Below are 15,463 nucleotides of genomic sequence, written 5' to 3' on the forward strand. Positions count from 1 at the left end.
GGCATACCGCCGGCTCCGGCCGTCCCGCCTCGCCTGTCTTCCCGGGGGACCGCGTGATCGTCACGGTCACCGCGAATCCCGCGCTGGATGTCACCTACCACCTCGACCGCGTCGCGTGGCACGGCAGCAACCGCGTCGAGGACGTCGCGGCCCGAGCGGGCGGCAAAGGCGTCAACGTCGCCCGGGTGCTCGCCGCGCTCGGCATACCGGCCGCGGTGCTCGGTCCGGTCGGCGGCCGCACCGGCGAGCAGATACGCGAGGACCTCGCCGCCGCCGGACTCCGCGACGCCACCGTCCCGGTCGCCGCGGAAAGCCGCCGCACCACCACCGTCGTCGACGCGTCCGCCGACGACGCGACGGTCTTCAACGAAGCCGGTCCCCACCTCGGCGACGCCGACTGGGCCCGGCTCCGGGACGCCTACGACGCACTCCTCGGCGACGCCCGCGGCGTCGCGCTGTGCGGCAGCCTTCCGCCCGGCGCACCCACTGACCTCTACGCCGGCCTCGTCCGCCGCGCCCGCGACGCGGGCGTCCCGGTGCTGCTGGACACCTCCGGACCGGCCTTCCGCGCAGGGCTCGCCGCCGGCCCCGACCTCGTCAAGCCGAACGCCGACGAACTCCGCGACGCCACCGGCGAATCCGATCCCGGGCAGGCGGTCGCCGCATTGTCCGCGATGCTCCGTGCCGCGGGCGGCGACGCGGTCGTCGCCTCGCTCGGCCCGCGCGGACTGCGGGCCGCCACCGGGGCGGGCTGGTGGCGGGCGCGGCTGCCGTATGCGATCCACGGCAACCCGACCGGCGCGGGCGACGCGGGCGTCGCGGCGCTGCTGGCCGGGCTGACCGCGGGCCGGCCGTGGCCGGATCTGCTCGCCGAGGCGGTCGCGTGGTCGGCCTCCGCGGTCGCCGCACCGCTCGCCGGCAGCGTGGACCGCACCACCTACGCGACCGCCCGCGCCCATGTGCTGGTCAGCGCCACGGAGCCTCCCGAACGCAGGCCCCCCGACAGCGGGCCCCGGGAAAGCGGGCTTTCGGAAAGCGGCCCCTCGGAAAGCGGCCCTTCGGAAAGCGGCCCTTCGGAAAGGAACTGCCATGCCGCTCACGGTGACCGGTGAGATCGTCGGGTCCGCGCGCAAGGCCGGGCGCGGGGCGGGCGCGTTCAACGCGATCACGCTCGAACACGCCGAGGCCGTCGTCGCCGGTGCGGAGGCGGCCGGGCTGCCGGTGGTCCTCGCCCTCAGCGAGAACGCCGTCCGGTTCCACGGCGGACGGCTGCGTCCGCTCGCCGCGGCGTGCGCGGCCCTCGCCGCGGATGCCGCGGTGCCGGTCGGCCTGCACCTGGACCACGTGGTGTCCGAAGACCTGCTGCACGCGGCGGCCGGGACGGCGATCAGCTCGGTGATGTTCGACGCGTCGAAGCTGCCCTACGCCGGCAACGTCGCGGCCACCCGCGCCGCCGCCGCATGGGCGCACGACCGCGGATTGTGGCTCGAAGCCGAACTCGGCCAGGTCGGCGGCAAAGCCGGCGAGCCCGCCCTCGACGCGCACGCTCCCGGCGCCCGCACCCGGCCGGACGAGGCGGTCGAGTTCGTCGCCGCGACCGGCGTCGACGCCCTCGCCGTCGCGGTCGGCAGCAGCCACGCAATGACCACACGCACCGCCGCCCTCGACCACGCGCTGATAGCCGAGCTGCGTGCCGCGGTCGGCGTACCGCTCGTCCTGCACGGCTCGTCGGGAGTGCCGGACGGCGAACTCCGGCAGGCGACCGCGCACGGCATGACCAAGATCAACGTGGGGACGGCGCTCAACATCGCCTTCGACGGCGCCCTGCGCACCGAGTTCGCCGCCCACCCGGACCGCAAGGACCCGCGCCCCGCCCTGTCCCGAGCCCGCGACGCCATGGCCGAAACCGTGCGGCACTTGCTGACGGTGATCACCGCGGACCCCGGCACCACACCGGCAGGCTGAGCCCGTTCCGGACCCCCATCCGGGCGCCGTGCCGGGCCCGGCTCACAGCTCCAGAATCGCCCGCAGCGCGACCTCCACGCGCTCCATCGTGTCGACGTCCACGCGCCCGAGCAGCTTGCCGTGGTCGAACCGGGCCTGCCGGAAACCGGCCACGTCGGGAACCCCGACGACACCCTCCACCGGCTCGGTCAGCGGCACCGTCACCAGCGACTCGGGGAACGTGCCGGGCTCGTGCACGACCACGCACAGCGCCTGCCCGTACAGGGCGGTCACCTCGTCGGCCCCGACCACCAGGACAGTGCGCTCGCGGCCCACCGTGGGAATCCGCCAGACCTGGCCGCGCCTCATCGCAAATCCGTCTCTGCCGCATGCAGCACGTCGTCGGGCGGCGGCGCCGGCGGCCCGGCGTCGGCCACTTCCCGCATCGCGTCCATCAGCAGCGCCGACCGCAGCGCCTTGACGATGTACGCCTCCAGATCGCCGCCCGAGGCTTCGCGCACCGCGGCCGCCAAGTCGTCCGGCAGCGACAGCGCGACCTTTACGACCGCCATGGCCGACCCCCTCCCCTCGTCGTCCCTCGTCCCGAGGATCCGCCCGGGTCCCGGCCCGGCAAAGCCCCAAGGTAGCGGGTTCCCGGCCGCGTCCCGGACCGCCGCGGCCGGAAGCCGGCGCCCGGCGCGGATCCGCGCCCCGATCCGCACCGGATCGGCCCGCGGTCGGCGCGCCGCGGATGAGCGGGCCCCCTCCCGGGTAACAGTGGGCGCATGTTGGGACTGCCGGACTCGATCCACGCCTTTCTGTTCGACCTCGACGGAGTGCTCACGCAGACCGCGAAAGTGCACGACGCCGCGTGGAAGGACACGTTCGACCGGTTCCTGCGCGCCGAGGCGGCGCGCACCGGAACCCCGTTCGTGCCGTTCGACGCGGGCGCGGACTACGACACCTACGTGGACGGCAGACCCCGCTTGGACGGCACCCGCGGCTTCCTCGCCTCGCGCGACATCACGCTGCCGGAAGGCGACCCGGACGACCCGCCGGGCACCCGCACCGTCTACGGCTTGTCCAACGAGAAGAACGACACCGTGCTGCGGATGATCCGCGAACAGGGCGTCGAGCCGTACGCCGGCTCGCTCGACTACGTCCGCAAGCTGCAGGCCCTCGACGTGCCGCGCGCCGTCGTCTCGTCCAGCGCCAACTGCCGCGACGTGCTGCACGCCGCCGGATACGACGGCCTGTTCGACGTGATCGTCGACGGCATCGTGGCGCACGACGAGAACCTGCCGGGCAAACCCGCCCCGGACACCTTCCTCGCCGCCGCCCGCAAGCTCGGCTACCCACCCGCCGAAGCCGCGGTGTTCGAGGACGCCTTGGCCGGCGTCGCGGCGGGCCGGGCGGGCGACTTCGGGTACGTCGTCGGCGTCGACCGGGTCGGCCAAGCCGACGCCCTGCGCAAACACGGCGCGGACATCGTCGTCACCGACCTCGCGGACCTGCTCGACCCGCGGCACCCGCACGACCCGGAGGACCCCTCATGACCGCGCACGACGCCTACACGGTCGAGCCGTGGGGGCTCACCGAAACGTCCCTCGACCTCGACGTACTCGCCCGCGCCGAATCGGTGTTCGCGCTGTCCAACGGGCACGTCGGGCTGCGCGCCAACCTCGACGAAGGCGAGCCGCACGGCCTGCCCGGCACCTACCTCAACGGCGTGTTCGAACTCCGGCCGCTGCCGTACGCGGAAGCCGCTTACGGGCAGCCGGAATCCGGCCAGAGCGTCATCAACGTCACCAACGGCAAGATCATCCGGCTGCTCGTCGACGACGAGCCGTTCGACCTGCGGTACGGCGACCTCCGCGAGCACCAGCGCCGCCTCGACTTCCGGGACGGCATGCTCCGCCGGCGCGCGGAATGGACGTCCCCGGCGGGCCGCTCGGTGCGGGTCACCTCGACACGCCTGGTGTCCCTCACCCAGCGCGCCGTCGCCGCCATCGCCTACGAAGTCGAACCGCTCAACGGGCCCGCACGCATCGTCGTGCAGTCCGAACTCGTCGCCAACGAGCAGCTTCCGGCGTGGACCGGCGACCCGCGCGCCTCCGCGGTCATGGAAGCACCGCTGGTCGCCGAGCAGCACACGCACAACACCGACGCCAAGGCGCTGCTGGTGCACCAGACCCGGTTCAGCGGCCTGCGGGTCGCCGCCGCGATGGACCACGAAGTCGACTGCCCCGCCGACTTCCAGGGCGAAGTGGAAAGCGACCCCGACCAGGCCCGCTACAGCGTCACCACGGTCCTCCAGCCCGGCCAGACGCTGCGGCTGGTGAAGTACATCGCCTACGGCTGGTCCGCCGCGCGCTCCCTCCCCGCGGTCCGCGACCAGGTCGCCGCCGCGCTCACCGCCGCCCGGTTCACCGGCTGGGACGGCCTCGTCAACGAGCAGCGCCAGTACCTCGGCGACTTCTGGAAGCGCTCGGACATCGAGATCGACGGCGACATGGAACTCCAGCAGGCCATCCGGTTCGCGCTGTTCCACGTCCTCCAGGCGGGCGCCCGCACGGAGGAACGCGCCATTCCGGCCAAGGGCCTCACCGGCCCCGGCTACGACGGCCACTGCTTCTGGGACACCGAGACGTTCGTGCTCCCGGTGCTGACCTTCTGCCTGCCCGACGCGGTCGCCCAGGCGCTGCGCTGGCGCCACTCGACGCTGCCGCTGGCCCGCGAACGCGCGAGCCAACTCGGACTGGCCGGCGCCGTATTCCCCTGGCGGACGATCCGCGGCGAGGAATGCTCGGGCTACTGGCCGGCCGGCACCGCGGCCTTCCACATCGGCGCCGACATCGCCCGCGCCGTCGAACGCTACGTGCGGGCCAGCGGCGACATCGATTTCGAGCGCGACTTCGGCATGGAGATCCTCGTCGAAACGGCGCGCATGTGGCGGTCGCTCGGCCACCACGACGCCGAAGGCCTGTTCCGCATCGACGGGGTGACCGGGCCCGACGAGTACAGCGCCATCGCCGACAACAACATGTACACGAACCTCATGGCGCAGGCGAACCTCCGCGCGGCCGCCGACTCGGCCACCCGGCACCTGCACGAAGCCGGCGCGCTGGGCGTGAACACCGAGGAGATGGCGGGCTGGCGCGACGCCGCCGCGGCCATGTTCCTGCCGTACGACGACAAGCTCGGCGTGCACTGCCAGTCCGAAGGCTTCACCAACCACGAGATGTGGGACTTCGACAACACGCCGCCGGAGAAGTACCCGCTGCTCCTGCACTTCCCCTACTTCGATCTGTACCGCAAGCAAGTCGTCAAACAGGCCGACCTGGTGCTCGCCATGCAGGTGCGCGGCGACGCGTTCACCGCCGAGGAGAAGGCCCGCAACTTCGCCTACTACGAGCGCCTGACGGTGCGCGACTCGTCGCTGTCCGCCTGCTCGCAGGCCGTCATCGCGGCCGAGGTCGGGCACCTCGACCTGGCCTACGACTACCTCGCCGAGGCCGCCTTGATGGACCTGCACGACCTCGGCGGCAACACCAAGGACGGCCTGCACATGGCCTCGTTGGCGGGTGCGTGCATCGCGCTGACCGCCGGGTTCGGCGGACTCCGCGACCACGACGACCACTTGGTGTTCCGGCCGCGCCTGCCGTCCGGGCTGTCCCGAATCGCGTTCTCGATGATGCTGCGGCGCGATTCGCTGCTGTACGTCGAGATCACGCCCTCACACGCGACCTACGAACTGCGCCAGGGCGAGCGCATGACATTGATGCACGACGAGGAGGAAGTGGAAGTGGTCCGGGGCCGGCCGGTGAGCCGCCCGATCCCGCGCCCGGTGCCGCTGGAACGCCTGCACCAGCCGCCCGGCCGCGAACCGGCGCGCCGCCACGCGCAGTCCGGCCCGAACGTGGGCTCGGGCACCGAGCCCACGCTGCACGACGCCGACCTGTGACGCCGGTGCTGCCCATCTCGTTCCTGACCGACTACGGCACGGCGGACGGCTTCGTCGCGGCGTGCCGCGGTGTCATGGCCCGGATCGCCCCGGAGGCCCGCGTCCTCGACATCACCCACGAAGTCCCGCCGGGGGACATCCGGCGCGGCGCGCTGCTGCTCGCGCAGACACTCCCCTATCTCCCGCCGGGGGTACACGTCGCGGTCGTCGATCCCGGGGTGGGGACGGCACGGCGCGGCGTGCTGGTGTGCACGTCCGAACACCTGCTGGTGGGGCCGGACAACGGTCTGCTGCCGTGGGCGGCGGACGCGCTGGGCGGGATCCGGGAGGCGTACGAACTCGGCAACCCCGCGCTGATGCTGCCGCATGTGTCCGCGACCTTCCACGGCCGCGACGTGTTCGCACCGATCGCCGCGCATCTCGGCACGGGGACGCCGCCGTCCGAGGTCGGGCGACGCCTCGACGCCGGGAGCCTGGTGCGGCCGGCCGATCCGGTCGCGTACGTGGACCGCGGGACGGGCTACGCCGAAGTCCTCACCGAGGACCGGTTCGGGAACGTGCAACTGTCGCTGACCGAACGCCACATCCGCGAGCTGGGCGTGGAACGCGGCGGCGCCTTGGACGTGGAGGCCGACGGCGACGTGCACTGGGTGCCGTACCGCCGCACGTTCGGCGACGTGGCCGCGGGTGCGCTCGTGGCGCTGCTGGACTCGGCAGGGTACGTCGCGCTCACCGTCAACGGCGGCGACGCGGCACGCGCTCTCCGCGTGCGGCCGGGCGACCCGGTCAAGCTCCGGCGGCCGGACGGCGGCACGGGAGCGGTGTAACAGGCGGTGCGCGACGGGGGCGGGCGATACGGCCCGCCCCCAGGCCGACGGCTACTTCTTCGGCCCTATCCACATCTTGTCGACGGCGACGTTGCACGAGTCGCCGGGCTGGCAGGTGAGGCTGACCGCGTTGGTGCCCTGGTTGAGGTCGACCGTGCGGTACGTGGTGTACCAGCTGTCCGGGCTGCCGGTGCCGTACATGTTGAGCTGGCCGTACTTCGGGTCGCCGTTGGCGCTGACCGTGAGGGTGCGCTTGGCACGGTTGGCGCCGCTGGTGACCGGGTCCGGGTTGGCGTACAGGACGTACAGCGAGTACGTGCCCTTGGTCGGCGCCTCGACGGTGATCGTGATGGACGCGCCCGGCGCGGCCGGCACGTTGACGAAGCCGCTGCCGCTGAACTTCTGGGCGTTGTTCGCGACCGCGGCACCGCCGGCGAGCTGCGCGTTCTCCGCTTCGTTCTCGCCGAACTTGTCGGGTGCCGCCGTCGTCGCGGGCGCGGAGGTCTGCGGCTGCGTCGATGGGGGTGCGCTGCTCGGCTTCACGGCCGTCGGCGAGGCGGACTCGTTGCCCTTCGCGTCGTCGCCGTCCGAGTTCATGGCGAGCACACCGGCGATCACCGCGATGACCACGACCACGGCGACGACCGCGCCGATCAGCGGGCCGCGGCCGCGCGATCCGCCGCCCCGGCCGCCGTGCCCGCCGCCGTCGCGGCGCTGCGGAGGCACGCCCGGCGGCGCGGACGCGGGTCCGCCCGGTATGGCCTGGGTGGCCTGCGAACCCTGTCCGGCCGCTCCCGAGGCAAAGGCCTGGGTCTCCGGACCGGGGGGCGAGCCGTAAGGCTGCGGCTGCCCGTAGCGGGTCTGCCCGACCTGCACATACGGCGATGTACCGAACCCCGACGGGGGCGCAGACGGGACGCCGCCTTGCGCCTCACCCGGGCCGGGGCGGTAGAGGTAGCCGTACGGGTCCTCCGGCTCTCCCTCGGTACCCACCGTCATCGGGTTCGCCCTTCCTGTGAGACTGACTTCGTACGCTCCGTGCGGTCCGCTGACGGCGCACGGCTATCGATTCGCGTCGACAGGCCGACGCATCACACTAACGGGCGACGGACGACGGGATGGCCACTGTCCATCGCCTGGACCACAAACATCCGCCCCACGGTTGGGCCGTACGGCGGCAATCGCCCCGTTTTCCGGCGAACATGCGTGCCCCTTTGCGGCACTTTTCCGACGTTCCCGCGCCAGGTCCGAACGGGCGATCCGCCCCGTCAAGACCGAGATGCGCGCACCTGTCGGGTCGGCGGTCGGGTGCGGTCGAATCGGCCGTCAGCCGGCTTGGCGCTGGGCGCGCTCGCGGCCGCGCTTCTGCCGGTACATGCGCTCGTCCGCAATCCGCAGCAGGTCCTCCGGTTTTTCCGCGGAGTCCGCCCACGCAATGCCGAAACTCGCGCCGTCCAGCGGCACCATCTCGCCCTCGGCACGGATCGGCAGCGACAGCGCGCGGCGCAGCCGGACCGCGAGGTCGTGCGCCTCGTCGCGCCCGATGCCGTCGGCGAGCACCACGAACTCGTCCCCGCCGAGCCGGGCGACGGTGTCGCCTTCGCGGACCGCGACGGTGAGGCGCCGGGCGACCTCGACGAGCACGGCGTCGCCGACGTGGTGGCCGTAGTCGTCGTTGATGCGCTTGAAGCCGTCGAGGTCGCAGAAGAGCAGTGCGAGGCCCTTCCCGTCGCCGTGCACACTGTGCGGGCCGGGCGCGTGCGTGTGCATGGCGTGCTGGCCGTGCGCGGCCATCCCGCCCGGGTGCAGGAGCGCGGGGGACTGCGCGGGGATCGGACCGGCGCCGACCTCGGCGAGCCGCGGGGCCCGGGTGAACGTGGCGTCGAGGCGGGCCCGGAGTTCGCGGCCGTTGGGCAGCCCGGTGAGCGGGTCGTGGCTGGCCTGGTGCACGAGGGCCTGCTCGCGCAGCCGGCGGTCTTCGACGTCCTCGACGTGGGTGAGCAGGAACCGCGGGTTCCCGTCGCCGTCGCCGACGTGCGAGGTCCGCAGGGACACCCAGCGGTAGGTGCCGTCGCTGCGGGCGAGCCGCAGTTCCGTGCAGCCTTCGGTGGGTGCCGTGCCGCCGAGGTGGCAGACCAGCAGGTCGATGTCGTCCTGGTGCACGACGGCGGCCAGGCCGAGGCGGCGCAGGACCGGCGCCGGATAACCGAGCATGCGGCACAGGGCGTCGTTGGCGCGCAGCAGCTTGCCGCGTTCACGGCCGAGCACGCCGGTCATGACCATGCCGCTCGGCGCGTATTCGAAAGCGTGCCGGAAGCTCTCCTCGCTGGCCCGCAGCGCGTGCTGCTCGTCTTCGAGCCGGGCGAGCGCGCGCACCATCTCGGCGCGCAGCCGGGCGTTGTCGACGGCGATGGCGGCTTGGGCGGCGAACATCCCGAGCACCTCGCAGCGCCACGGGCCGGGTCTGCGGCCGTCGACGGGGAGATCGACGGACAGTACGCCGACGAGTTCGCCTTCCGGGGTGGTGAGGGGGGCGAGGAGCGCGTCGTAGGGGTGCCAGGCGTCGGGGTGGTCGCTGACCGGGATGTCCGGCACCCAGGCGGGGACGCGGCCGTGCGGGTGCGGGCCCTGACGGTGGCTCAGGAATCGGAGCGGCCCCCAGTGCTCGGCGGAGGCGAGGAGTCGCTCCCAGTCGGCGCGCGGGCCGACGCGGCCGACCAGTGCGGCGGAGAGGTCGCGGCCCCGGTCGCCGGCCACACCCCCGCGGTGGTCGCCGCCGGCCACCGCGGACACTTCGAGGTCGCCGTCCGCGCGGACCACGTTGACCGCGGCGGCGTTGAAGCCGAGCCCGGACACGACGCCGTCCACCACGGCTTGCAGGGTGTCGCGCAGGTCTCGCGTGGCGTTGAGGTCCGCGACGACCCGGTAGAGGAGGCGGAGGGTCGCCAGCCGGACGTGGGTTTCCGTCTCGGCGGTCATCGGTCTCCCCGAGCGAGGGCGAAGGTGCTTCTGGGGTGGTTCTCGTTCATCGGTGCTCGTGTGAGCGTCTTCTGAACAGATATCGTCCGATTCCAGGGAAACTGAATCACAGGGGGCACAGCATCGGCGACGTACTGTCATCGATACCGGGCTCACTGTGAGCCACCTCACGCGTCACACCGTATCGGGCTGCACAAACCGTTTCGCTGGCGACGCGGAGCGCGCTCATTCAACCGCCTGCGGACCGGGCCGGGCAACGGGAATCCGTGCGGGCCCCGCGGAGAGATCACGAAGACCCCGTGAAGGCCCCGGGCGACGGGGGAACGAGCGGCGGCGAACACCCCCGGCGGCTCGGCCGAACCGCTCATGACGCCGATGGCGGACGAGGCCACCCGAGCCGACCGGCCCGATGCGTGACGGCTCGGACCACCCGGCCCTCCCCCACCGGCGCTGCGCCCAGCGGCACGAGCGTCCCGCGCGAGCAACCCCTGCCGGTCCGGTTCGTGCTGGGCGTGAGCCGCCGCGGCAAGGAGCCCAAGCGCGTGCCGCTGCCGGCGTTTGTGCCGGGCGGCGACATCCCATGGCACCGCGTGGTGTTCATCGAGGCCGACGGCGAGCACGTGTGCGACCGCTAAACGGGCGTCGACCGGGTCGGCCAGACCGATGCGGGGCCAGCCCAGGCGCCCCGCCGCCTGCGGCCCCGCACTTCGCGGCGCGTCCGGCGCACGCGTGGGACGGCGGGGCCTGCCGCCCGCCCCTCCCGGACAGCGCGCCCGAACGCGTCCCGCGCGAGCAACCCTCCCAGTCGAGCCGGCCACCCACACCGCGCCCGGACGCCTCACTGCCGAATTGCGGCCCGGGCCCCTCAGCGCAGCCCCAGCCCCCGCAGCGCGAACTCCACCACGCGAGCCGTCTCGTCCGGCTCGGGCGCCGTCCGGGCGCGCAAGTGGTCGTGGAGGCATGCCACGGACAGGCGGTAGACGGTCAGGGCGTCGTCCGCGGCGGCGGCGCGACGGTCCGAGATCTCGGGGGCGGAGCGTTCGGCCTCGGCATCGCGGCGACCCGGCGCACCGGCGGCCGAGCGTCCGGTCCCGGTGTCACGCCTGCGGGACGCGACGCCGTCCCCGGCTTCCCCGTCCGCCGCCCCGTACGCCTCCGCCAGCACCTCCCGCAGCGGGCCGATCATCGCCTCCGCCGAGTTCCGCTGCTCGGTCGGGAACTGTTCGGCGAGGCGGTCCTGGTGGGCGAGGAACGGCCGGGTGCGCGCCGCCGCGACCGGGTCGCCCGCCTGCGCGAGGACGCCCTCGATCCAGGCGCGGACCCGGCCCGCGGGGTCCGGGGCGGCGGCGATCCGGTGCCGCAGGTAGTCCGCCATCCGGCGGCGGCCGTCGTCGAGCAGCGCGACGAGCAGTTCGTCCTTGGAGCGGAAGTGCCGATAGAACGCCTGGTTCGACAGCCCGGACTCGCGCAGGATCTCGCGCACCGTCGGGTCCAGGCTCCCGGTCCGCTCGACGACCCGGTACGTCGCGTCGACCAGCCGCCGCACCTCTTCCGCGTACACCGCCCACCGCGCCGCCAGCGGCCGCTGCACCGCTTCGCGCACCAGCCCCTCCGGCACCCGCGCGCCGTCCGGCCGCTCCCCGCCGCCGGCGCCTTCCGCACCCTCGCCGCGCATCCCCGCTCCCGCCCGTCCGCAGCTCCCACCCCGGAACTCTTCCGGTCCGGAACGCCGGACGCTACTCTCCGGAACAACGTTCTCATACTTGTGGCGCTTGTTCCGGACGGCGTCTCGGAGGTGTGCGTGCAACGCGAAACCCTGTGGACCGGTATCGGCGGCCAAGGCGTCCAGCTCGCCACCGAACTCCTCGCGCACGCGGCCGTCGCGGAGGGCCGGCACGCGATGTTCTTCGGCTCGTACGGCGGCATGATGCGCGGCGGCAACTCCGAGACCACGCTCGTACTCGGCGACACCCCCGTCGAGTCCCCACCCACCGTCGGCAGTGCCTGGGCGGCGGTGGTCCTCCATCCCGCCCACGCCGCCGGGCCCTTGACGAAGCTCCGGCCGGACGGGCTGCTCGTCGCAAACGCGACGCTCGACGCCGACCCCGGCACCCACCCCGGCCCGGCCGTCCGCATCCCCGCGACCGAACTCGCCACCGGCGTCGGGAACCCGAACGCGGTCGGCATGGTCGCGCTCGGCGCGTTCGCGGCCGCCACCGGCATCGCCGCGCTGGACACGTTGATCCGCGTCCTGCCCGACGTGCTGCCCGCCTACCGGCACCGCCACATCCCCGCCAACGAAGCCGCCCTGCGCGCCGGCCACGAGGCCGCCACCCCGCTGCTCGACGCGTGGGCGACGACGGGAGTCCCGGCATGAGCGAATCCCCCGACGAGCGCGCCGTCAGCCTCGGCACCCTCGTCATCGACACCGAAGCCTGCAAGGGCTGCGAACTGTGCATCGACGCGTGCCCGCCGCGCGTGCTGCGCATGACCACCGACGAGGTCAACGAACGCGGCTACCGCTACCCGCAATTGCTGCCCGGCTGCATCGCCTGCAAAGCGTGCACGGCGATCTGCCCCGACTTCGTCTTCCAGGTGTACCGGTACACGGAGCCGCAGACCCACGACACCGCCGGAGGCCCCGCATGACGCCCGCGATCATGCCCGGCTCCGCGGCCATCGCCGAAGCCATGCTCGCGGCCGGCTGCCGGTTCTTCGCCGGCTACCCCATGACCCCGTTCACCGAGGTCCTGGAGACCATGGCCGCGCGCCTGCCGGAGGTCGGCGGAGTCTGCGTCAACGCGGAGAGCGAGCTGGAGGCCGTCGGCATGGCCTGGGGCGCGGCGGCGACCGGCACCCGCGCGGCCACCGGCTCCACCGGGCAGGGGCTGTCGCTCATGCAGGAGTCCCTCGCCGAAATCGTGTACGCGAGGCTCCCGCTGGTCGTCCTCAACATGGCCCGGGCGCAGGGCGACTATTTCCAGGCCACCCGCGGCGGCGGACACGGCGACTACCGGCACCTCGTGCTGGCTCCGGCCGGTGTTCCGGAGGCCGTCGAACTCACGCAGCGCGCGTTCCACTTGGCGGACAAGTGGCGCAGCCCGGTGCTGGTCATGGGCGACTACTACCTCGCGCACACCCACCAGTCGGTCACCGTGGAGCCCCTCGACTTCGGCCCGCTGCCGCCGCGCGACTGGGCGTTGGACGGCAGGTCCGGCGGCACCGGCGCGGCCAAGCTGATCTCGCCGCTGAGCGACGCCAAACAGCGCCACGCCGAGGGCCGCGCGGACGCGGGCTACGACCTCGCCGAGTTCTACCACCGGCACGTCGACGCGATGGAGCGCATGGTCGCCGAGGAAACCCCCTTGGCGGAGAGCGCGTTCACCGACGACGCGGACGTGGTCGTGATCGCCTACGGCACACCGGGCACCTACGTCCGCCAAGCCGTCCGCGAACTCCGCGCCGAGGGCCGCCGGGTCGGCTACATCCGCCCCATCACCCTCGTCCCGTTCCCGGCCGGAGCCGTCGCCGAGGGGGCCCGACGGGCCCGTGCGGTCGCCGTGTACGAGAACAACCGCGGCCAGATGCTCGACGACGTCCGGCTCGCCGTCCTCGGGGCCGCGCCGGTGCACTTCATCGGCGGCCTCAGCCTCGATCCGTCCGGCTTCGGCATCGCGCCGGACCTCGACGTGGCCGTCCTGCGGAGCCGCATCACCGCCGTCCACGACGCGGCCGTGGGCGGCGCCGCGACCGTCGGGAGGACCTCGTGACCGGCAAGCGACTCCCCCTCACCCCCGTCGTGCCGACGGACGCCCCGCCGTCGTGCGGTGCGCGCCTCGTGCACGACTTCACCCCGGCGCTCATCGACGTCGGCGCCCACCACCTGTGCCCGGGCTGCGGCGAGCCGATCGCCATGCGTTCGATGGTCGAGCAGGTCGAGGAACTCGGCGAGGTCGACCGGGCGATCGCGGTGTTCGGCATCGGCTGCTACACCGCGTACTCCAACAACCTCGACATCGAGGTCCTGCAAGCGCTGCACGGCCGTGCGCCCTCGCTGGCGACCGGAGTCAAACGCTGCCGCCCGGACACGCTGGTGTTCACCGTGCAAGGCGACGGCGACATGGTCAACGAAGGGCTGCAGGAGGTCGTCCACGCGGCGGCCCGCGGCGAGAACATCACCTGCTTCATGCTCAACAACGGGGTGTTCGGCGAGACCGGCGGCCACATGACCGCCGCGACCGTGCTCGGACAACGCACCAAGAACACCCTCGGCGGGCGTGACGCGGCCGCGCACGGCCATCCGATCCGGCTCGCCGACCTGATCGCGGGCCTGGACGGCGTCGCCTACGTCGCCCGCGCCGCGGTCAACAACGCCGTCAACATCACCCGCGCCAACCGCATGATCAAGGACGCGTTCCGGGTGCAACGCGCCGGGCTGGGCTTCTCCTTCGTGGAAATCCTCACGATGTGCCCGACCGGCTGGTTCGTCGACACCACCGAAGCCCCCGGTTACCTCGACGAGGTGGTGGCGCACACCCACCGGCCCGGCGTCCTCAAAGACCTCCGCAAAGACCTCCGCAAAGACCTCGGCAAAGACGGCAAAGACCTCGGCAAAGAGCCCGGCTCCACCCGCAGCAGCACGGACAAAGGACGTCGCACATGAACGCACCGCTCGTCGTCGGCATCATGCATCCGCCGACCTGGGACGCACGCCCGCCCGAGCGCGTCGCCGCGGACATCGACGCGCTGCGCGCGCTCGACCCGCGCATCGAGATCGTCGACTGCCGCTACGTCGAGGACTTCGCCCTGCGCACCGAACGCGGCCGCCCGGGCTCCGAAGCCGACGCCGAACTGCGCTCCCGCGCACCCGAACTGACGCCCGAGCAGATCGACGCCCTGGCCCGCGTCGAGGTGGCCTTGGTCGCCGACCTCCCCTTCGACGTGGCGGACCACGCGCCCCGCCTGCGCTGGGTGCAGAGCGTCGCCGCGGGCAACGGACAGCTGCTGTCCTCGGGTCTGCCGACCGCACGCATCACCGCGACCACGGCCGCGGGCGTCAACGGCGTCCCCATCGCCGAGTTCGCGTTCGCGCGCCTGCTCGCGCACTACAAGGGCCACCGCGAACTCGCCGAGCGGCAGCGCGAGCACACGTGGAAGGCCGTGTTCGGCACGCTCGCGTCCGGCCGCACGCTGGGACTCGTCGGCGTCGGCGGCATCGGCAGCGAGATCGCCAAGCGCGCCCAGGCGTTCGGGATGACGGTGTACGCGACACGGCGCCGCACCGACACCCCGGCCCCGCACGTCGACCGCCTCTTCGCCCCGAGCGACCTGCACACCATGCTCGGCCTGTGCGATGCGGTGATCTCGGCGGCTCCCGAGACCGCGGACACCATCGACACGATGGACGCGGCCGCCTTCGCGGCGATGAAGCCGGGCGCCTTCTACTGCAACGTCGGACGCGGCTCGTTCGTGGTCGAGAAGGACCTGATCGAGGCCCTGGAATCGGGGCACTTGGCCGCGGCGGCGATCGACGTCGCCCGCGCCGAGCCGCTGCCCGCCGACGACCCGCTGTGGGACGCCCCCAACCTGGCGATCTCCGCCCACTGCTCCAGCGACGGCCGCGACCACTTCACCGGCGTGTACCGGCTGTTCCGGGAGAACCTGGCCCGCTACCTCGCGGGCGAACCGCTGCGCAACACCGTCGACCCCGACGCGGGCTACTGACGCCCCGTCCGAATCTGCGAGGAGA

Annotated in this window: 15 protein-coding genes and 1 pseudogene; 11 read left to right on the forward strand and 5 right to left on the reverse strand. The window is 73.1% G+C overall.

Annotated features, from left to right (window positions below; all coding sequences use genetic code 11):
* Positions 1-53 precede the first annotated feature (53 nt).
* Together ACPA54_RS12005 and ACPA54_RS12010 are read left to right on the forward strand one after the other, a co-directional pair.
* Complete coding sequence (locus ACPA54_RS12005; RefSeq protein ID WP_423528794.1) at positions 54-1,112, forward strand: 1-phosphofructokinase family hexose kinase; 1,059 nt, start codon at positions 54-56, stop codon at positions 1,110-1,112.
* The gene (locus ACPA54_RS12010) at positions 1,090-1,965 is read left to right on the forward strand and encodes a class II fructose-bisphosphate aldolase (RefSeq protein ID WP_423528796.1); all 876 of its coding nucleotides are present in this window, start codon (positions 1,090-1,092) and stop codon (positions 1,963-1,965) included. The genes ACPA54_RS12005 and ACPA54_RS12010 overlap by 23 nt, the downstream gene beginning before the upstream one ends.
* A gap of 42 nt (positions 1,966-2,007) precedes the next feature.
* On the opposite strand, the gene ACPA54_RS12015 is transcribed toward ACPA54_RS12010, so the two are convergent.
* A complete protein-coding gene (locus tag ACPA54_RS12015; RefSeq protein WP_423528798.1) occupies positions 2,008-2,313 on the reverse strand; it encodes a hypothetical protein in 306 nt (101 codons plus the stop codon).
* Complete coding sequence (locus ACPA54_RS12020) at positions 2,310-2,516, reverse strand: hypothetical protein (RefSeq protein WP_423528800.1); 207 nt, start codon at positions 2,514-2,516, stop codon at positions 2,310-2,312. The genes ACPA54_RS12015 and ACPA54_RS12020 overlap by 4 nt, the downstream gene beginning before the upstream one ends.
* A 213-nt stretch (positions 2,517-2,729) precedes the next feature.
* On the opposite strand from ACPA54_RS12020, the gene ACPA54_RS12025 reads away from it, so the two are divergent.
* From ACPA54_RS12025 to ACPA54_RS12035, 3 genes are read left to right on the forward strand one after another with little or no spacing between them, the layout of a single operon-like run.
* Positions 2,730-3,500, forward strand: a complete 771-nt coding sequence (locus ACPA54_RS12025) for an HAD family hydrolase (RefSeq protein WP_423528802.1) — start codon at positions 2,730-2,732, stop codon at positions 3,498-3,500.
* A complete protein-coding gene (locus ACPA54_RS12030) occupies positions 3,497-5,908 on the forward strand; it encodes a glycoside hydrolase family 65 protein (protein ID WP_423528804.1) in 2,412 nt (803 codons plus the stop codon). The genes ACPA54_RS12025 and ACPA54_RS12030 overlap by 4 nt, the downstream gene beginning before the upstream one ends.
* Positions 5,905-6,735 (forward strand): SAM hydrolase/SAM-dependent halogenase family protein, encoded by an 831-nt coding sequence (locus ACPA54_RS12035; protein ID WP_423528805.1) that lies wholly within the window; start codon positions 5,905-5,907, stop codon positions 6,733-6,735. The genes ACPA54_RS12030 and ACPA54_RS12035 overlap by 4 nt, the downstream gene beginning before the upstream one ends.
* Before the next feature lie 51 nt (positions 6,736-6,786).
* Here ACPA54_RS12035 and ACPA54_RS12040 read toward each other — a convergent pair whose 3' ends face one another.
* Together ACPA54_RS12040 and ACPA54_RS12045 are read right to left on the reverse strand one after the other, a co-directional pair.
* Positions 6,787-7,734, reverse strand: a complete 948-nt coding sequence (locus tag ACPA54_RS12040; protein WP_423528806.1) for a carbohydrate-binding protein — start codon at positions 7,732-7,734, stop codon at positions 6,787-6,789.
* A 327-nt stretch (positions 7,735-8,061) separates the two neighbouring features.
* Positions 8,062-9,714: a diguanylate cyclase domain-containing protein gene (locus ACPA54_RS12045; RefSeq protein ID WP_423528808.1), complete on the reverse strand. Its 1,653-nt coding sequence runs from the start codon at positions 9,712-9,714 to the stop codon at positions 8,062-8,064.
* A gap of 488 nt (positions 9,715-10,202) precedes the next feature.
* Between ACPA54_RS12045 and ACPA54_RS12050 the strand changes: the two are divergent.
* A pseudogene (locus tag ACPA54_RS12050) lies at positions 10,203-10,465 on the forward strand (hypothetical protein); the annotation flags it as partial.
* 114 nt (positions 10,466-10,579) lie between these two features.
* Here the strand turns inward: ACPA54_RS12050 and ACPA54_RS12055 are convergent.
* Positions 10,580-11,389 (reverse strand): TetR family transcriptional regulator, encoded by an 810-nt coding sequence (locus tag ACPA54_RS12055; protein WP_423528810.1) that lies wholly within the window; start codon positions 11,387-11,389, stop codon positions 10,580-10,582.
* A gap of 126 nt (positions 11,390-11,515) precedes the next feature.
* Between ACPA54_RS12055 and ACPA54_RS12060 the strand changes: the two genes are divergently transcribed.
* Genes ACPA54_RS12060 through ACPA54_RS12080 form a run of 5 tightly spaced genes read left to right on the forward strand, consistent with a single transcriptional unit; the run spans position 11,516 to position 15,438 of the window.
* On the forward strand, positions 11,516-12,091 hold the full coding sequence (locus tag ACPA54_RS12060; RefSeq protein WP_423529011.1) for a 2-oxoacid:acceptor oxidoreductase family protein: 576 nt from the start codon (positions 11,516-11,518) through the stop codon (positions 12,089-12,091).
* Positions 12,088-12,363 carry a 4Fe-4S dicluster domain-containing protein gene (locus tag ACPA54_RS12065; protein WP_423528812.1) on the forward strand — a complete coding sequence of 92 codons (276 nt, stop codon included), beginning with the start codon at positions 12,088-12,090 and terminating at the stop codon, positions 12,361-12,363. The genes ACPA54_RS12060 and ACPA54_RS12065 overlap by 4 nt, the downstream gene beginning before the upstream one ends.
* Positions 12,360-13,484 (forward strand): hypothetical protein, encoded by a 1,125-nt coding sequence (locus ACPA54_RS12070; RefSeq protein ID WP_423528813.1) that lies wholly within the window; start codon positions 12,360-12,362, stop codon positions 13,482-13,484. The genes ACPA54_RS12065 and ACPA54_RS12070 overlap by 4 nt, the downstream gene beginning before the upstream one ends.
* On the forward strand, positions 13,481-14,377 hold the full coding sequence (locus tag ACPA54_RS12075) for a thiamine pyrophosphate-dependent enzyme (RefSeq protein ID WP_423528815.1): 897 nt from the start codon (positions 13,481-13,483) through the stop codon (positions 14,375-14,377). Before ACPA54_RS12070 ends, ACPA54_RS12075 begins: the two co-directional genes overlap by 4 nt.
* Positions 14,374-15,438 carry a D-2-hydroxyacid dehydrogenase gene (locus ACPA54_RS12080; RefSeq protein ID WP_423528817.1) on the forward strand — a complete coding sequence of 355 codons (1,065 nt, stop codon included), beginning with the start codon at positions 14,374-14,376 and terminating at the stop codon, positions 15,436-15,438. The genes ACPA54_RS12075 and ACPA54_RS12080 overlap by 4 nt, the downstream gene beginning before the upstream one ends.
* Positions 15,439-15,463 lie beyond the last annotated feature (25 nt).

Source organism: Uniformispora flossi (genome assembly GCF_049534875.1).
Classification (GTDB): Bacteria; Actinomycetota; Actinomycetes; order Streptomycetales; family Streptomycetaceae; genus Yinghuangia; species Yinghuangia aomiensis.

Excerpts from the sequence above, each read along its gene's own strand:
- ACPA54_RS12045 (WP_423528808.1), bottom strand. The coding sequence starts at position 9,714 with ATGACCGCCGAGACGGAAACCCACGTCCGGCTGGCGACCCTCCGCCTC.
- ACPA54_RS12025 (WP_423528802.1), top strand. The coding sequence starts at position 2,730 with ATGTTGGGACTGCCGGACTCGATCCACGCCTTTCTGTTCGACCTCGAC.
- ACPA54_RS12040 (WP_423528806.1), bottom strand. The coding sequence starts at position 7,734 with ATGACGGTGGGTACCGAGGGAGAGCCGGAGGACCCGTACGGCTACCTC.
- ACPA54_RS12010 (WP_423528796.1), top strand. The coding sequence starts at position 1,090 with ATGCCGCTCACGGTGACCGGTGAGATCGTCGGGTCCGCGCGCAAGGCC.
- ACPA54_RS12015 (WP_423528798.1), bottom strand. The coding sequence starts at position 2,313 with ATGAGGCGCGGCCAGGTCTGGCGGATTCCCACGGTGGGCCGCGAGCGC.
- ACPA54_RS12070 (WP_423528813.1), top strand. The coding sequence starts at position 12,360 with ATGACGCCCGCGATCATGCCCGGCTCCGCGGCCATCGCCGAAGCCATG.
- ACPA54_RS12080 (WP_423528817.1), top strand. The coding sequence starts at position 14,374 with ATGAACGCACCGCTCGTCGTCGGCATCATGCATCCGCCGACCTGGGAC.
- ACPA54_RS12065 (WP_423528812.1), top strand. The coding sequence starts at position 12,088 with ATGAGCGAATCCCCCGACGAGCGCGCCGTCAGCCTCGGCACCCTCGTC.
- ACPA54_RS12020 (WP_423528800.1), bottom strand. The coding sequence starts at position 2,516 with ATGGCGGTCGTAAAGGTCGCGCTGTCGCTGCCGGACGACTTGGCGGCC.
- ACPA54_RS12055 (WP_423528810.1), bottom strand. The coding sequence starts at position 11,389 with ATGCGCGGCGAGGGTGCGGAAGGCGCCGGCGGCGGGGAGCGGCCGGAC.
- ACPA54_RS12030 (WP_423528804.1), top strand. The coding sequence starts at position 3,497 with ATGACCGCGCACGACGCCTACACGGTCGAGCCGTGGGGGCTCACCGAA.